Source organism: Mycobacterium sp. NGS41 (assembly GCF_059812725.1).
In genome coordinates, this window is record NZ_JCALDF010000055.1 from 1 (window position 1) to 16,193 (window position 16,193).

Sequence of the window (16,193 nt, forward strand, 5' to 3'; positions counted from 1 at the left end):
CGCAACTTGCCGCGCGGCTTTCCAAGAATCCTTCAAGAATGCTCCAAGGATTCTTCTAGGTCACGGCGACAGCGTTGCATACGGCCGCATAGGGACAGCAGCGATTCGCATGGTCCCGGACCCGGCCATGTTCATCGCACGAGGAAAACCGACATGACCGAATTGACCCACCCCCAGCCACGCATGACGCTAAACGGGCTCACGAAGTTGGCCCCGCTGTTAGGTCTGTTAAACGACTTGGCCACCGTCGCGGGACGCGGCGAGCTACCCGGCTCCGAGTTGCTGGCCCGCGTCGCACAAGCCCGGCCGACGCTGTCTGTCCTCGCGCAAGCCCCCGCTGACGGGGAACCATACTCACGCTCGATTCTGTGCGTCGACGACGAGGTCGAGATCATGCTCGCCCGCTGGCGTCCCGGACACAGCTGCGCACCCCACGACCACGGCGGATCGGGCGGCTTCGTCATCCCTGTCGAGGGCACGTTCACGGAACGGCGGTTCAGCTGGGACGGCCCGCAGCTGGTCGTGACCGAGGACGCCATCCGCCCCGAAGGTGCGCCGATCGGCATCACACCCGACGTGATCCACGACATGACGGCCGGAGAGTACGGGCTGACGTTGCATCTCTACAGCCCGCCGGCATCCGGTATGCGGGTGTTCGACCTGGAGCGCGCAGAGGTGCTGGAGTTGGTGGGCAACTACGGCGCGTGGATTCCGCAAGGCGACCACGTCCGCATCCCCTTCGCGGATATGTCGCCGAAAAGCCAACTAAAACCAGTTATCTGGATATCTCACACCACGCATTACCGCGGCGGGTCTGCCGAATTCGCCGTTGCCGCAGCCACTATGGCGCGTGAGCTGGCCGCCGAGAATCCCGACGCCGAGGTGGTCGTCTCCGGCCTGCACCACAAGGCTGACTTCACCGCCGAACTGGCTCAGTTCGCCGGCTCGGGCCGGGTGCTGAGCGAGCTGCACCTGATCGGCCATTCCGGAATGTACGGCCCGATGTTCGGGTCGACGGACTGGCCCGAACAGTTCTCGCCACATGAGTGGCGCGACATGTCAATTCCGTTTGCCCCCAACGGGCGTGCGTACTTCCATGCCTGCCGTACCGCGCGCTGGTTCGCACCATTTTTTGCCGACGTGTTCGGAGTTCCGACGTTCGGCAACTACAACTACACGACCGTGTCTGCTCGCAAAGACCGGTTTGCGTGGGCGGGTCGTCACCCGGCGGCCCGCCCGAGTCTTTACATGATCGCCGCACCGGGCAAGAAGTCACACGGCTGGAGCGGAACCGTCCGCAAATATTCCGGCTGCGCGGCGGAGCCACTGGTGCAGAGCCTTCCGGCCGCGACGCATCCGGAACGTTCCTACGATCGAGTGGCCGAGCTCTACGACCGCGCCTACGCCGACATCAAGGTCCGTGAGGCCGAGTGGCGCTGGATCTCCGATAAGGTCACCCAGGCCCGCTCCGAGCTCGGCCGCAGCCTCCGTGTTCTGGAAATCGGTTGCGGCAATGGCGCTTTGCTGCGCGAGTTGGACGACCGCGGCGACATCGACTTCGGCATCGGGTTGGACAGCTCCGCCGGAATGCTCGATCGGGCCCGGGAACGCAGCCGCGACCACACCGGACTGCGGTTCGTCAAGGTCAACGGGCCGACGCTGGACGTTCCCGACGACCACGTCGACGTGGTGATCTCGTTCCTGTCGTTCCGGTACCTGGACTGGGATCCGGTGATGGCCGAGATCCGGCGGGTACTGGTTCCTGGCGGACGGCTCTGGGTCGTCGACATGGTCGAGCACCCCGTACGGGCGCGCGAGGTGGGAGTGCTCGCCCGTTCGGCGGTCGCGCATCTGCGCACCCGCCGTGCCCGGCCACAGTTTGCGAAAGACCTGGCCGCCTTGACCACGCATCCCGACTGGCTGAACATGCTGCGGCACAACCCGATCCGTGCCGAGCACGAATACAGCTGGTACTTCGCCAGCCGGTTCCCCGGCACTCAGCTGGAAACGCTGACGGCGACCACATCCGCACGGGTGGTGGCATTTGATTCTGGACCGCTGGAGAAGGGGCAAACCGCCCCCCTCACCTACCCGTAATGCCCATGCTTACTTCGGCCGCGAACTCGTGCTTAGGGATCGTCGATTGGGGCATCGGCGGTATCGGTCTGGTGCGTGCGTTAGACCACGTGGCGCCGGGGCTTCCGGTGCTGTACTGGTCGGACGCCGGGGTAACGCCATACGGCCGGATGGGTACCGAAGAACTGGCCGCTCGCCTGAGCACGGTGGTCACGACCCTCGCCGAGCGGGGGGCCACCGAGGTGGTGCTCGCGTGCAACGCGGCCAGCACGGTGGTGGGACGGCTTGGCGCCGCGCCGATTCCGGTCGAAGGCATCATCGAGCACGGGGTGGCCTCCGTGCCGAAGGACATCGCCGGTCCCATCGGTGTAGTGGGCGGACGGCGAACCATCGACAGTGGCCACTACCGTCGCGCGCTCGAAAGTCGGGGCCACACCGTGTTATCTCGGGTTGCACAGCCCTTGTCCGCCCACATCGAGGCCGGCCGCACGGGCTCTCCGCAGTTCCTCACTGACCTGGCCAGGATCACCGCGCCGCTAGGAGGGGTCGGCGCGGTGATCCTGGCCTGCACTCACTACCCCGCCGCCAGTAGCTGGTTCGAGGCGATGCTCCCGCACACCCTGCTGATCGATCCGGTTGAGCGACTGGCCACCGCAATTGCCTTGAGGTATCCGCACGCTCAGCAATCCACGCGGCTGGGCGCACGTGTGTTTTTGACCACCGGCGATCCCGAGGCGATGCGCCTTGGCGCGGCGCGGGCCTGGGGTGCCGCAGTAACGGCGACGGCGGTGCCCCTGGCACGCGAGTCCTCCTTGGCCGCGTAGGCAGAGTCAGGTAGCCGTAGCGCCAGTTACCCGCCGACCGGGTAAGGGCGAACCGACGCGATGGGCGGTGCCGTCCGGATCGACATAGGCAAACTCGCGCAAACCGTACGGCCTGTCGTCCGGTGCGATCAACCGACCGTCGAGGCCCTCTAGTGCACTCCACTCCGCGTAAAGGGCGTTGGCGTCGCTGACGTAGAGGTAGACGCTGGCGGCGGTGCGCAGCGGGTCATGCTCGGCCCATTCGGTGAGGTGGATCGACACCGCGCCGCGGTCGGCGAAGCCGTATCGGTCTGGGCCTTCGTAGGCGCGGACGTCGAATCCGAGCCGTCGGTAGCGGTCAAGAGCGACATCCAGATTTCGCACGGGGACGATCGGCGATACCGAGTTGAAGTCGATTTCGGACACACCACAGTCTGGCAGCCGAGCCGGCACACGACACAATGGAGCTCATGACCACACCACTGATCGAGCGTGACGGCGGCCAGACCGCCGCTTACCGAGTCGGGGCGATGTTGCTCGGCATCGGAACCGTCCACTTTCTGGCACCTAAACCGTTCGACGACATCATCCCCGTCGAACTGCCGGGAAGTCCGCGCTTCTACACGTACGCGTCGGGTGTGGCCGAGCTGCTCATCGGAGCGCTGCTGCTGCCGCGACGGACCCGGCGATCTGCCGCCACCGCGGCCGCCGCTTTGTTCGTCGGAGTGTTCCCGGGCAACATCAACATGGTCCGGCTGTGGTGGGACAAGCCCTGGCCGATGCGAATCATTGCATTGGCCCGGCTGCCGCTACAGATTCCTATGATCACTACCGCGCTCAAGATCCGACGCAACAGTTAGCGGATGGACCAGACGGCAAGCAAATGCCCACTCGGCGCGAGAATCGAAGATTTTGCTCGCCGGTTGGCGTTGCTTAGGTCGTGACCGTCGCGTTGCATAAGTAGCCATGACCGTGGGCATGGACGGCGCCGCCGGTGCCGCCTTCACCGTTGCCGATCGCGAGCGTCAAGTCGCGGCGTTACGTCAGAGTCTGGGCGAACGGCACCCGACCACACTGGCTGCGCTGCGTGGCCTGATGGAGGCGCATCGCGCGGCCGGGAATTTTGCCGAGGCGCTTGCCGCGGCTGAGGAACTTCTCGCCGAGAGTCACCGGACGCTGGGTCCGGATCACCCAGACAGTTTGTCGCTGGCGCTGGCCGTCGCCAACTGGCGATACCAAACGGGTGATTCCACCACCGCCGCGCGTGAATTGGAACGACTCATTCCGTTGCTTGCGAACGAGATGGGCGCCGATCATATTGACACCTTGCTCGCCCGGCACACGCTGGCTAGCTGCCTCGGCCAAGACGCCGACCCGGTCGTGGCTCTGACCACGTGGATCCGGTTGTTGGCCGACGAGCAGCGTGTGTTCGGTCCCGAGCATCCGACGACGCTGACCGCTCGCCACAACTTCGCCATCTGGCGCCGGCAACTCGGTGATGCTGCGGGCTCAATGGACGAGATTTCCCGGGTCGTGTCGATCCGCAGCCGTTTGTTCGGCGAGGAACATCCCGACAGTCTGGCCGGCCGCTTGACGCTGGAAACCTGGCGGGGTGAATCGGGCGACACCGGCGGTGCCGTTGCTGAGGTCATGCGTCTACTTCCGTTGCTGCGCAGAGTTGTTGGTGATGACAGCGAGCAGACGTTGATGGCACGACACGTGTGTGCGCTGTGGGGCCAGGACACCGAGAACCGACAGTTGGACGCGGTCGCCGATTGGACGGTCCTTGTTGAGGATGAGACACGGGTACTGGGCGCCGACCATCCGCTGACCGTTGCCGGACGGGCGATATTGGCAGCTCGCCAATCCGAGTGGGAAGCCTGGCTCGACGACGAGCAGGAACTCACCGTCGACATCGTCAAAGACATGGAGATCGAGGAGAGCCGAAGCGACGAATTGACCGAGGAGATCGCGTCACGGGCCGCCCACGCAGGCGCCGCTCGGCGCGCCGAGACGTCGAATCTAATGGATGCCGTTATCGCTATCAAGAAGGAAATCGCCAGGTGCAGCCGCGAATTCGGGGACGACTCGGAGGCAGCGCTTCGTGCTCGCTACGACCTGGCGTACGCATTGTGGAAGGGGCAGGAGCACGAGGCCGCCACGGAGCATACGCAGCGCCTGATTGACGACTGCGTGCGCGTGCTCGGCGAGGAACATGAGCTGTCGATGTCTGCCCAGCATCTTCTTGCTGCCGGGAAGAGCTACGAGCGCAGCCTTTTTGGTCCACCGATGGAAACCGAGCGCCCGACGGACGGCCCGTCAGACGGTGAGCCCGATGTGGCCTACTCGGGCATGACGGTCGCTCAGATGAACGCGATTCGGCGGTATGCACTCGAAGCACTGGCCGAGAATGGGATCGAAGCGGCCGTCAACGCCAACGGCACTACGCTGCAGCGCTCGGACGGCTACAGTTACGGGCTGGACAATGTTGTCGCATCGTGCCACAACAGCCCGACAGAAGAGTGGTGCGCTATCGTGACGAACCATTTCGCGCAACTCACGTCCGCCGCGAAAACCCTTTCTACCGTTGACGAAATGCCTTGGGCCGAGGTGGTCACACGAGTCCGGTCGCGGGTGGTATCCAGCGCTCAGGTCGACGAGTCGAATGGCATGCTTTCCTACGCATGGCCGCTGGCAGAGGGGCTGTATGAGGTACTGTGCCTCGATTTTCCGGACGTGGTCAGCTTCATGAACAGCAGTCAGGTCGCGGCTTACGACGGTGAACAGCTGCGGGAGATCGCTCGCCGCAACACTATTGCCGAACCGATCGAGAATGCGGAAGTGCAGGAATCGTCAGGCGCCGAAGTACATCTGTTGTACGGCGCGTCGTCGTTCATCGCCTCGAAGATCATCGACCTCGAAGCACTGGTGCCCACCTATATCCGCGACATGTCGCATGGGGCCGTCATCGGCGTCCCGGCGCGCAACTTCCTGATCCTGCATCCTCTGGAAACGAACGCGAAACTCTTCGCCTCGCTCAACGTAATGTCCCAGGTTTGCCCTGGTCTCAGCCAGAGCTATCCAGGGTCGATCAGCGAAAACATGTACTTCTGGAAAGACGGTAACCTGCAGCGCATCTCCCGCGTTGAGGCCGATACCGGCCAAGTCCTCGTTGACGTCAGTGGCGAGCTGGCCGCCGCTCTCGAAGAACTCAGTGAGTGACCAGTGCACGCGAAAATTTCAGCTCGCTGATTGAGTCCCTGGCGTCGCGGGCGGTCGGTGCCCTCAGTACCGTGGACAGGATGAAGTATCTGGATGTCGACGGAGTCGGAAAAGTCAGCCGGATCGGGTTGGGTACTTGGCAGTTCGGCTCACGCGAATGGGGTTATGGGGACCGCTACGCCTCCGGCGCAGCGCGCGACATCGTTCAGCGCGCCCTCGCCCGCGGAGTCACATTGTTCGACACCGCCGAGGTGTACGGATTGGGCAAGAGCGAGCGGATCCTGGGCGAGGCGCTGGGCGATGAGCGGGCCAAGGTCGCGGTGGCCAGCAAGATCTTCCCCGTCGCGCCGTTTCCTGCCGTCATCAAGCAGCGCGAGCGTGCGAGCGCGCGGCGGCTGAAGCTCGACCGCATCCCCCTCTACCAAATCCACCAATCCAACCCGGTGGTGCCCGATTCGGTGATCATGCCGGGCATGCGCGAGCTGATCGACACCGGCAGAATCGGCGCGGCAGGCGTCTCCAACTATTCACTGGCCAGGTGGCAGCGCGCCGATGCCGCGCTCGGGCGTCCGGTCATCAGCAACCAAGTTCATTTCTCGCTCGCTCACCCCGATGCGCTCGAGGACATGGTTCCGTTCGCGGAGCGAGAGAACCGAATGGTGATCGCTTACAGCCCGCTGGCGCAGGGACTGCTGGGCGGCAAGTACGGCCCCGACAACCGCCCGGGCGGCGTTCGCGCGGCGAACTCGCTGTTCGGCACCGAGAATCTGCGTCGGATCGAACCGCTCCTGCAGACGTTGCGCGATGTCGCCGCCGAAGTCGATGCCAAGCCGGCGCAGGTGGCATTGGCCTGGCTGATCAGCCTGCCGGGCGTGGTCGCCATCCCCGGAGCGTCCAGCGTCGAGCAACTCGAGTTCAACGTCGCCGCCGCAGACATCGAGCTGAGCGCCGCTTCCCGCGACGCGCTGACCGACGCGGCCCGGGCGTTCCGGCCGGTGTCGACAGTTCGATTCCTCACCGACACGGTCCGCGAAAAGCTGGGACGGCACTGATTCTCCGCCGGCCCCGGCTTGGTGCTGCCGACGTGGTGATCAGCCGCGTTTGGGGCGGGATCTTCCCCCGCACAATGCTGCGCGAGCTGGTAGTATTCGTATGTGGGTTTTACCCCAAATGGCCATAACCCTATTACCCACAGCTACGCTATTGGGTACCATGGAGCCCGCCGCGAGGAGGTGCAGTATGAGCGGTTCGAGCCGCTTCGTCGGAGAGGTGGAAGTCGACCCCCGTCGTCGCGTTTCCCTGGGTAAGGCCGGAAAACCCAGCCACAAGCGGTACCGGGTGGAGGAAGACGAAATGGGTGTACTGACTCTCACGCCGGTAGTGAGCGTGCCTGTCACTCTGATCGCCGATCGTCTTCGGCGGGCAGTCGAGTTGGCAGATTCCGGCAAGCTCGTGCCCCGCCCGGAGAAGTCCAAGCGAGCCACCGTACGCAAGGCCGCTCGGTAACGGGTGGACGAGGCCGGACTACGCGACCAGGACCATCAATTCCCTGCGCAAGGACGTCGGCTGTCGCGAACCGGCCGCCGGTACCGTCTTTGCGCGGTCGGATTTGTCGACACTCTCGGAGCAAAGGCATTTGCCGAGAACGAGATCTTCATGAATGCCCTCGCGTTCATGGTCGATCGGCAGGAACGGATCAACGCCACTCGGCCCCCAAGGAATCCGCTGCGCACATCGTATTTCTCGGACAATATCGGAGCGTCGATCGTTATCGACGGACTTGACTCCGAGCAGCGGCACCGAGCCGTCTGTCAGGTGTTGCGACTGCTGGCCGGCATCCAGATGTCTTATCTTCGAGAATTTGCGATTCTGTGCCGTGGCGGGGTCGCCATCGGCCAGTGCTTTCACAGCAAGAACATGCTGTTCGGCCCGGCGCTTGTCGAAGCGTACCTGCTGGAACAAACTGCAAGCAGCCCGCGGATAGCACTGTCCGCGGAGGTAGCGGCGCTTGACGTCGGCGATGTCGTGCCGTTGCTGCCAGCTGAGCCGCTGCTCAACCGCGACGGGGAGCCCGTGGGCATGGCGCAGTCCATCGATTTCATGGCGGCGGAATTGCCGCCTGCGGGTCCGGCACGTCCCGCGTACATCGCGAGTTTGGCGGATGCAGTTGCGAAAGGCATCCACGAGTCAGTGGATGGCACCAGCGACGTTCTGTCCAAATGGAGGTGGACTTTGCGCCGGCTGGAAGCGCTGAAGGGTGAGATGGGCTGAGGGCCTCTGTCAATCGTCGAAAAGAAAATCCAGAACAATGGCACCTCGCCGGGCATCGAGAGACCAGTAGATCCATAAACTCGGCGCTCCGGCCTCGATGAGGGTTCGCCGTACGGATCGGATGACACCGGGCAGGCGGACTTCCTGTGCTTTTGCCCACGCCGCGCGGGGATCGTCCTCGATTTCGTCCAGCAATTCAATGGCGCGCAGCACTGGGCTTTGCCGGCGGTGCGGTTCGAAGAGCGAATCCCACGACTCTTCGGCCAATTCCGTCCACCACACCCGCGCATGCTACCCAACATCCAAATTAGGGCCGACGGTGTACGCGCGGGGCTGTGTCGTGTTGGACTCTACGAACATCTATCCGACTTCGCGTTGACCTCCGAATGGACCGCACGTTGAATCTGTTCACGGTGCTCGACCAAGCCGCTGCGCGCTTCCGGGATGGTGGCGCTCTCTATCACGGCGAGCGCCGCCTATGTACGTGGCGGGAATTGCGGGACCGCGCGCTGCGCGTCGCGACGACGATCCGCATGCATTACGCCGCCGGTGCGCGAATCGCCGTCGTCAGCGAGAACCGCCCGGAGATAGTGGAGTTGATGTTCGCCATCTGGGCGGCAGAGTGTGTCCTCGTTCCGATCAACTACAAGCTCCATCCCAGGGAGATGGTGCAGATCATTGACGACGCCGGCGTCTCGCAGGTGTTCGCCTCGCGCAAGATCGCTGCCGAGTTGACCGGCATCACGGGTAGTCCGATAGAAAAGCTTGACGCAGAAGGCTATTCGCAGTGGCGTGCGGCGGCACCCGCCGTTCCGCCAACCACCGATTCAACGGCACTGGCATGGCTGTTCTATACCAGCGGAACGACCGGGCGCTCGAAAGGTGCGATGCTGTCGCACCACAGCCTGACCGCGATGACGGTCGCTCATCTCGCCGACATCGACGACCCGGACGAGGAATGCAGCCTGATCCACGCCGCCCCGATGTCCCATGGATCCGGGCTCTACGTCCTGCCCTACGTGCTGCGCGGCGCCCGGCAGGTGGTGCCCGCATCGGGCGCGTTCGATCCCGACGAGTTTCTGGACCTCTGCGAGCACCACCCTGGTTCCAGTGCGTTCCTGGCGCCGACCATGGTGCAGCGGCTTGTCGAGACGGGCCGGGGTCGGCCGGGCAATCTGCGCACGATCGTCTATGGCGGCGGCCCAATGTATGTCGAGAGCCTGAAGCGGGCGATGGCGGCATTCGGTCCGGTGTTCGCCCAGATCTACGGCCAGGGCGAGTCGCCGATGACCATCACCGGTCTGCGCCGCGCCGACCATGAGGCGGCCGACGACGCGATGCTCGGCTCCGTCGGCTACCCGAGGTCGGGCATGGAGGTTGCGGTACTGCGCACGGACGGCACACCGGCGGATATCGACGAAGTTGGCGAAATCGTCTGCTGCGGTGATGCTCTCATGTCCGGGTATTGGAATAATCCGGCGGCCACCTGCGAGGCACTCAAGAACGGCTGGATGTACACCGGCGACATGGGATCATTCGACGCACGCGGCTACCTCACGCTGCGCGACCGCTCGAAGGACGTTGTGATCAGCGGCGGCAGCAACATCTACCCGCGCGAGGTTGAGGAGGTTCTGCTCGAGCACCCCGGCGTGTTGGAGGCCTGCGTGGTCGGCACTCCCGACCCCGAATGGGGGGAGGTGGTGGTGGCGTTCATCGTCGGCTCACCCGCCGCCGACGAACTGGATACCCATATGCTGCAACGCATCGCGCGGTTCAAGCGGCCCAAACGCTACCTGTTCGTCGACGAACTGCCGAAGAACAGCTACGGCAAGGTCCTCAAGCGTGAGCTACGGAACCGGTTGGCGGGCGCGGATTTCCGGCTCCGCCACCAAGGTTGTTGAGTATCCCCAACCATTGATCGGCGGTCCATGGGGAGTCGGCTAGCTCGTCTCGCCTATCACTCGTGTACCAGAAAAGCCCGGCATGTTGTGGTTTGGAATGCGATATCACCGGCGATATCGCATTCAAGAAACAATGGCCCAGCCTCGCAGGGAGACGCGTGACTGATGTGACCGGCGCTCCTCCGCAGCGTACCCGTCCGTACTGAGAGTTAATCTCCTGTGCGCGTGTATATTTCGTTGAAATCCACACTCATTGCGCAATTTCCGGTTTGTTCGTGGTGACCATGCCCGACCAGGCGGGTGATGGGATTCTCCGGTGGTTGCGGCATCGGAAGCTGCGCAGAGGTTTTCACGTTAAGGTGATGACAGCCGGTAACCTCTTCGGGGTGCTGGATGTCGAGAACCCAGTTCCCGCCGCTGAATACCAACGGCGTGTCCGCAGTGGCTGAGTGGAAGTAGCTCATGCACCGATCACCGGTGCGAAGACAGTCGGTGATGACGGCCTGGTTTTCCTGTTGCGGCGCAATCCTGCTCGAGAAGGTTCGGGCGATGTGGTAACGGCCGTGCAGCGCCTGAGCCGGTGACGCCACCCGCGGCGGGAGCGAGCCTGGGTCGGGAAGACTGTTGACATCGACGTCTCCAACGCGGGTGAAGGTCAGGGGTCGCTTTTCGTTGCAGGCATTTGCGGCGGCCCCGCGGTATTCACCGGTGAGGGCGCCGTCGGGAGCTGGTTCCAACGTGAACACTTCCCAGATTTCGGCGGCTATGCCTCGGCACTGATTGGGGTCGAGAGTTACGGCCACCCAGCGTCCATCGACCTGGTCGAAGACCGAGGACGACGCGAACGTGGCGTCGCCGCTCAGCCGTGACGCGGTCGCCACGCACCCACTGGAGCGGCACACCGAGCGGACCGCGTAGGTGGCCGACGTCGGGTTCCCACCCGGATCGGGCTTGCCGTCCAAAGTGGTGCCCGTGCCGAACTGGACCCGGTAGACACCGGTAAACGGACCGTTGTTGGCCCCTGACGCTGGACCGGATGGCGCGGCGGCGGGCGTCCCGGCGGCAGCCGGGTGGGACTGCCGAGTGAGCTTGACGACCGCGAAGACGCCGCCGGCGATCAGTAACGCGATGCCCGCCAGGGCACCGATCAGCAGACGTGTACGACGCCTCTTGCGAGCAGGTGCTACGACCGACGGCGGTAGCGGAGCACGCAATTGGCTCAGCCGATCGGTGAACTCTTGACAACTGCCGAACCGGGCCGACGGCTCTTTGGCCATCGCGGTGGCGAAAACGGGATCCAGCGCTGCCAAATCGGGACGACGCGCACCGATCGAGGGTGGCGGAGCGCTGACATGCTGGGTGATCACCACAGCGGGATTGGACTCACCATACGGCGGCTTGCCGGTCAGCAGATGAAATGCCGTGCACGCCAGCGCATACTGATCAGCGCGGCCATCGATCGGCTCACCCTTCAACTGTTCGGGCGCCGCATACGCCACCGTGCCCACCGTCATGTTGGTGGCCGTCAGACCGGCCGAGTCATCTACGCGACGCGCGATACCGAAGTCGGCCAGGTATACCCGCCGGCCCTGTGCATCCGGGTCGGTCAACAATATGTTGGCGGGCTTGACATCACGGTGCAGCAGCCCGCGGCGATGGGCGTAGTCCAATGCCGAACCGACGGCGGTGATGATCGGTATCGCCTCGCTCAACGGCATACCGCCCGGATAGTGCTCCCGCAACAGCCGCGCCGCATCGGTGCCGGCTACGTAATCCATGGAAAGCCAGAACTGGCCGTCCTGTTCGCCGCGGTCATGGATCCGCACGATATGGGGATGCGATAGACCGGCCGCAAGTTCGGCCTCGCGCATCAACCGTGCTCGAATCTCCGGTTCGGTAATAGCCTCCGCCGGCAATATCTTCAGCGCATCCTCTCGCGGCAACCGCGGATGCGAGGCCAAATACACCGCACCCATCCCGCCGACGCCCAGCACTCGCACGATCGTGTAACCGGCAAACATCTGACCAGCCTCGAGTGACATGGCCAAATCGTAAGTCCTGCGACTTCCGGTCACCCACGTTTTCGCGCAACCCGGGAAACGTGCGGTTCGGCCCAGTTAGCGCTAATCGCCAGTGCGCGTGAATGTTTGGTCGAAGTCCCCACTGCTTGCGCAGGGCGCGCCCTGTTCGTGGTGGCCGTGCCCGGTGAGCCGTGTAATGGGATTCTGCGGTGGCTGAGGCATCGGATACTCCCCGGTATCTTTGACCCGCGTACTGGCCCCGGACATACACTGACCCGCGCCGTCGATGTCCCAAGTCCACTTCCCGCCGCCGAAGACCAGTGGCATGTCCCGCAACGGATCGTGAAAGTAGCTCATGCACCGATCGCCGGTCCGTAGACATTCTGTGGTGACGGCATATTCCGTCTGCAGTTCCGGAAGTCCGTTGGTGAAGGTTTGGGTGGAGTGGTAGTGCCCGTGCAGCGCTTCGGCCGGCGACACCACCCGCGGCGGTTGGCTGGCCGGATCGGGAAGCTTGCTGAGGTCGACATCGCCAGTGCGCGTGAAGTTCACGGTTCGAGTGGTAGCGCAGACATTGCCAGCAGTCGCGGTGTATGTCCCGGTGAGCGTGCCGTCGGGCCGTCGTTGCAGCGTGAACACGTCCCAGAATTCGACGCTGCGGCCTCGACATTGATCTGGTGCCAGGACTACGCCCACCCAGCTGTCGCCGACCTGATCTAACACCACCGTCGGTGCCGCCACGGGTGCTCCGCCGACGCGTGCCGACGTCGCGACGCACCCGGTGGAGCGACAGACCGACCGCAGCGCATACATGCTCGTCAGGGTCGACGGCGTGGTAGCCGGGTTCGGGACCTCGTCGAGCGTCATGTCTGGACCGAAATCGGTTCTATAGGTGCCTGACAGGGGACCCGCAAGGACGCCCGGATTGTTGTGCTGAGTTAGCTTCACGACGGCGACGACACCGCCAGCGATCAGCAACACAATGCCCGCCAAGGCGCTTACCAGAAGAATGGTGCGGCGCGCCCGCGGCGTGCCGACGGCTGGCGGCGGCGGAAGCGGCAGAGTGGGCGCAGTTGCCGCAGCAACGGGTCGGGTTGGTGGGGACGGAATGCCGGGGCCGGGCACGGAACCCGGAACCAGCGACTGACGCAGCTTCTGTGCGAACTCCCCGCAGCTGCCGAACCGGGCGGACGGCTTTTTCGCCATCGCAACGGCGAACACCCAGTCCAGCGCGGCCAGTTCGGGGCGTCGTTCACCGATCGAAGCCGGCGGTGCGACGACATGCTGGGTGATCACCACCGTCGGGTTGGAATGGACATACGGCGGCGAACCGGTCAGCAGGTGAAAGGCGGTGCAGGCCAGCGCATATTGATCGGCGCGCGCATCGATCGCTTCACCCTTCAATTGCTCGGGCGCCGCGTAGGCCGCGGTGCCCACGGTCATGTTGGTCTCCGTCAGCCCCGCCGCATCGTCGATGGGGCGCGCGATGCCGAAATCAGCGAGAAATACTCGTCGGTCCTGCCCTTCGGGCTCGGCCAACAACACGTTTGCCGGCTTGACATCGCGATGCAACAAACCCCGATGATGCGCATAGTCCAGCGCCGACCCAACCGCGGTAATGATAGGCAACGCCTCGGCGACGGGCATTCCGTGCGGGTAGTGCTCGCGCAGCAGCTCCCCCGCGTCCGTGCCGGCCACGTAATCCATCGAAATCCAGAAGTGGCCATGGTCTTCACCGCGGTCATGGATCGAAACGATGTGCGGATGAGACAAACCGGCGGCCAGATCGGCCTCGCGCAGGAATCTCGCCCGAAACTCCGGATCGGCGATCAGGCCCGCCGGCAACACCTTCAGCGCATCCTTGCGCGGCAGGCGCGGGTGGGCCGCCAAATACACCTCGCCCATCCCGCCGGTGCCCAGCACACGCACGATCGTGTAGCCGGCAAACACCTGACCAACCTCAATCGGCATGGCCAAATCGTAAGTGCGTCACTGCGGCCGGGGTACCGGTATCGGCGATGACAAGTTTCAATCCCCGGTGCGCGTCAATGTTTCGTCGAATTCCGAAGTCATTGCGCACGGCGCGGTCTGAACGTGCCTACCGTGCCCGGAGAGCAGCGTGATCGGATTCTGCGGTGGTTGAGGCAGCGGGTACTGCGCGGACCGTGTCAGATGCATCTGGGCGCCGTTGCGTGCGCAATTGCCGTCGACGGAGGTGTCCAACACCCATTTCCCGCTGCCGAACAGCAATGGTTCCACCTGACCGGATGAGGCATAGAAGTAGCTCATGCAGCGATCGCCGGTGCGTAGACATGCGGTGGTGACCGCGAAGTCGATCTCCTGTTGTACCGCTTGGATTTTGAATGTTCGCCGCTGGTGGTAGCGCCCGTGCAGCGCCTCGGCCGGCGACACCACCCGGGGCGGTAGTGCGGTGGGGTCAGGAAGTGTGTTGATGTCCACATCTGAAGTGCGGGTGAACGTCACCGTGTGCTTGCCTGCGCATTCGTTGCCGGCGAACACGCGGTAGTCGCCGGTGAAGCCGCCGTCGGGCGCGGGTTGCAGCGTGAACACGTCCCACACTTCGGCGGAATTGTCGTCACGGCAGGTATGTGTGCCGAGGTTTACGCCAATCCAGCGACCGCCGACTTCGTCGAACACCGGATGTGACGCGTAGGTGGTTTCGCCGGTGAGGCGCGACGCGGTTGCCACGCACCCGCTGGAGCGACACACCGAGCGGACCGCGAATGTTTCGGTTGTCGGAAGCGCGCCAGGCACCGGGCCGCCGCCGACATAAGCGCCCTGACCGAACTGGACCCGGTAGATACCGGTGAAGGGACCCGCGTTGGGGCTGCTGGCCGGGGCGGTGTCGCGGGCTCCAGGCACGGGCGGGTTGTGCTGCTGCTGGGTGAACTTGACGACCGCGAACACACCGCCGGCGATCAGCAACGCGGTGGCAGCCAGGGCTCCAACCAGAACACCGCGGTGCCGTCGCTTCACGGCAGGTGGCGGCGTCGTCGGCGCGGCTACCCCGAATTGTGGTGCGGCAGAAGCGGAACCCGTAGTCAGATAGCGGCTCAACCGGTCGGCGAACTCCCGGCAGCTGCCGAACCGCGCCGAACGCTCTTTGGCCATCGCGGTGGCGAACACCGGATCCAGCCCGGTCAGCTCGGGCCGATACGCCCCGATCGACGGCACCGCCGCACCGACGTGCCGGCTGATCACTACCGCCGGATTGGAGTCACCATACGGTGGCGTGCCGGTCAACAAGTGAAAGGCGGTGCACGCCAACGAATACTGATCGGCACGACCGTCAATCGCTTCACCCCGCAACTGTTCGGGGGCGGCGTAGAACACCGTGCCCACCGTCATATTGGTCGCGGTCAAACCCGCCGCATCGTGCATGGGCCGGGCAATACCGAAGTCGGCCAGATACACCCGCCGACCCTGCCCATCGGGATCGGACAACAAGATGTTGGACGGTTTGACATCACGGTGCAGCAGCCCTCGATGATGGGCGTAATCCAGCGCCGAGCCCACCGCGGTAATGATCGGCACCACCTCGCTCAGCGGGGCCCCGTGCGCGTATTGCTCATGCAAAAACCGCGCCGCATCGGTGCCGGCCACGTAATCCATGGAAATCCAGAACTGTCCGTCGGCTTCGCCCCGGTCATGAATTCCCACGATGTGCGGATGCGACAGCCCAGCAGCAAGCTCGGCTTCGCGGACAAACCGCCCTCGGAATTCTGGATCGGTGATCAAGTCTGCCGGCAACACCTTCAGCGCTTCCTCACGCGGCAACCGCGGATGCGAAGCCAAGTACACGCTGCCCATCGCACCGCCACCCAACATCCGCAAGATTGTGTAGCCGGCGAACACTTGACCAACCTCAAGCGTCATGG

Annotated in this window: 13 protein-coding genes and 1 pseudogene; 9 read left to right on the plus strand and 5 right to left on the minus strand. The window is 64.2% G+C overall.

Annotated features, from left to right (window positions below):
- Window positions 1-153 precede the first annotated feature (153 nt).
- Together AC5Y21_RS25495 and AC5Y21_RS25500 are read left to right on the plus strand one after the other, a co-directional pair.
- Window positions 154-2,097, plus strand: a complete 1,944-nt coding sequence (locus AC5Y21_RS25495; RefSeq protein WP_499916844.1) for a methyltransferase domain-containing protein — start codon at window positions 154-156, stop codon at window positions 2,095-2,097.
- Window positions 2,097-2,900, plus strand: a complete 804-nt coding sequence (locus AC5Y21_RS25500; RefSeq protein ID WP_499916846.1) for a glutamate racemase — start codon at window positions 2,097-2,099, stop codon at window positions 2,898-2,900. The genes AC5Y21_RS25495 and AC5Y21_RS25500 overlap by 1 nt, the downstream gene beginning before the upstream one ends.
- A gap of 6 nt (window positions 2,901-2,906) precedes the next feature.
- On the opposite strand, the gene AC5Y21_RS25505 is transcribed toward AC5Y21_RS25500, so the two are convergent.
- Window positions 2,907-3,296: a bleomycin resistance protein gene (locus tag AC5Y21_RS25505; RefSeq protein WP_499916865.1), complete on the minus strand. Its 390-nt coding sequence runs from the start codon at window positions 3,294-3,296 to the stop codon at window positions 2,907-2,909.
- A 53-nt stretch (window positions 3,297-3,349) separates the two neighbouring features.
- Between AC5Y21_RS25505 and AC5Y21_RS25510 the strand changes: the two genes are divergently transcribed.
- The 6 genes and pseudogenes from AC5Y21_RS25510 (at window position 3,350) to AC5Y21_RS25535 (ending at window position 8,372) form a co-directional block, all read left to right on the plus strand.
- Window positions 3,350-3,739 carry a DoxX family protein gene (locus AC5Y21_RS25510; protein WP_499916848.1) on the plus strand — a complete coding sequence of 130 codons (390 nt, stop codon included), beginning with the start codon at window positions 3,350-3,352 and terminating at the stop codon, window positions 3,737-3,739.
- Between the two features lie 235 nt (window positions 3,740-3,974).
- Window positions 3,975-4,031 (plus strand): annotated as a pseudogene (locus AC5Y21_RS25515) (hypothetical protein); the annotation flags it as partial.
- Between the two features lie 255 nt (window positions 4,032-4,286).
- A complete protein-coding gene (locus AC5Y21_RS25520; protein ID WP_499916867.1) occupies window positions 4,287-6,101 on the plus strand; it encodes a tetratricopeptide repeat protein in 1,815 nt (604 codons plus the stop codon).
- Between the two features lie 80 nt (window positions 6,102-6,181).
- A complete protein-coding gene (locus AC5Y21_RS25525) occupies window positions 6,182-7,153 on the plus strand; it encodes an aldo/keto reductase (protein WP_499916850.1) in 972 nt (323 codons plus the stop codon).
- A 187-nt stretch (window positions 7,154-7,340) separates the two neighbouring features.
- Window positions 7,341-7,607 carry a hypothetical protein gene (locus tag AC5Y21_RS25530; protein WP_499916852.1) on the plus strand — a complete coding sequence of 89 codons (267 nt, stop codon included), beginning with the start codon at window positions 7,341-7,343 and terminating at the stop codon, window positions 7,605-7,607.
- 150 nt (window positions 7,608-7,757) lie between these two features.
- Window positions 7,758-8,372 carry a hypothetical protein gene (locus AC5Y21_RS25535; RefSeq protein ID WP_499916854.1) on the plus strand — a complete coding sequence of 205 codons (615 nt, stop codon included), beginning with the start codon at window positions 7,758-7,760 and terminating at the stop codon, window positions 8,370-8,372.
- 9 nt (window positions 8,373-8,381) lie between these two features.
- Here AC5Y21_RS25535 and AC5Y21_RS25540 read toward each other — a convergent pair whose 3' ends face one another.
- Window positions 8,382-8,654: a hypothetical protein gene (locus tag AC5Y21_RS25540; RefSeq protein ID WP_499916855.1), complete on the minus strand. Its 273-nt coding sequence runs from the start codon at window positions 8,652-8,654 to the stop codon at window positions 8,382-8,384.
- Window positions 8,655-8,758: 104 nt separating this feature from the next.
- On the opposite strand from AC5Y21_RS25540, the gene AC5Y21_RS25545 reads away from it, so the two are divergent.
- Window positions 8,759-10,273, plus strand: a complete 1,515-nt coding sequence (locus AC5Y21_RS25545; RefSeq protein ID WP_499916857.1) for an AMP-binding protein — start codon at window positions 8,759-8,761, stop codon at window positions 10,271-10,273.
- Window positions 10,274-10,482: 209 nt separating this feature from the next.
- Here the strand turns inward: AC5Y21_RS25545 and AC5Y21_RS25550 are convergent, their stop codons facing one another.
- The 3 genes from AC5Y21_RS25550 to AC5Y21_RS25560 all read right to left on the minus strand — a co-directional run.
- Window positions 10,483-12,315 (minus strand): serine/threonine-protein kinase, encoded by a 1,833-nt coding sequence (locus AC5Y21_RS25550; RefSeq protein ID WP_499916859.1) that lies wholly within the window; start codon window positions 12,313-12,315, stop codon window positions 10,483-10,485.
- 81 nt (window positions 12,316-12,396) lie between these two features.
- Window positions 12,397-14,265 carry a serine/threonine-protein kinase gene (locus AC5Y21_RS25555; RefSeq protein WP_499916861.1) on the minus strand — a complete coding sequence of 623 codons (1,869 nt, stop codon included), beginning with the start codon at window positions 14,263-14,265 and terminating at the stop codon, window positions 12,397-12,399.
- 57 nt (window positions 14,266-14,322) lie between these two features.
- Window positions 14,323-16,193 (minus strand): serine/threonine-protein kinase (locus AC5Y21_RS25560; RefSeq protein ID WP_499916863.1); only part of this gene is annotated, 1,871 nt, incomplete at its 5' end.

Coding starts and splice junctions, on each gene's coding strand:
- AC5Y21_RS25550 (WP_499916859.1), bottom strand. CDS start 12,315: ATGTCACTCGAGGCTGGTCAGATGTTTGCCGGTTACACGATCGTGCGA.
- AC5Y21_RS25495 (WP_499916844.1), top strand. CDS start 154: ATGACCGAATTGACCCACCCCCAGCCACGCATGACGCTAAACGGGCTC.
- AC5Y21_RS25535 (WP_499916854.1), top strand. CDS start 7,758: ATGAATGCCCTCGCGTTCATGGTCGATCGGCAGGAACGGATCAACGCC.
- AC5Y21_RS25510 (WP_499916848.1), top strand. CDS start 3,350: ATGACCACACCACTGATCGAGCGTGACGGCGGCCAGACCGCCGCTTAC.
- AC5Y21_RS25525 (WP_499916850.1), top strand. CDS start 6,182: ATGAAGTATCTGGATGTCGACGGAGTCGGAAAAGTCAGCCGGATCGGG.
- AC5Y21_RS25545 (WP_499916857.1), top strand. CDS start 8,759: ATGGACCGCACGTTGAATCTGTTCACGGTGCTCGACCAAGCCGCTGCG.
- AC5Y21_RS25530 (WP_499916852.1), top strand. CDS start 7,341: ATGAGCGGTTCGAGCCGCTTCGTCGGAGAGGTGGAAGTCGACCCCCGT.
- AC5Y21_RS25555 (WP_499916861.1), bottom strand. CDS start 14,265: ATGCCGATTGAGGTTGGTCAGGTGTTTGCCGGCTACACGATCGTGCGT.
- AC5Y21_RS25500 (WP_499916846.1), top strand. CDS start 2,097: ATGCCCATGCTTACTTCGGCCGCGAACTCGTGCTTAGGGATCGTCGAT.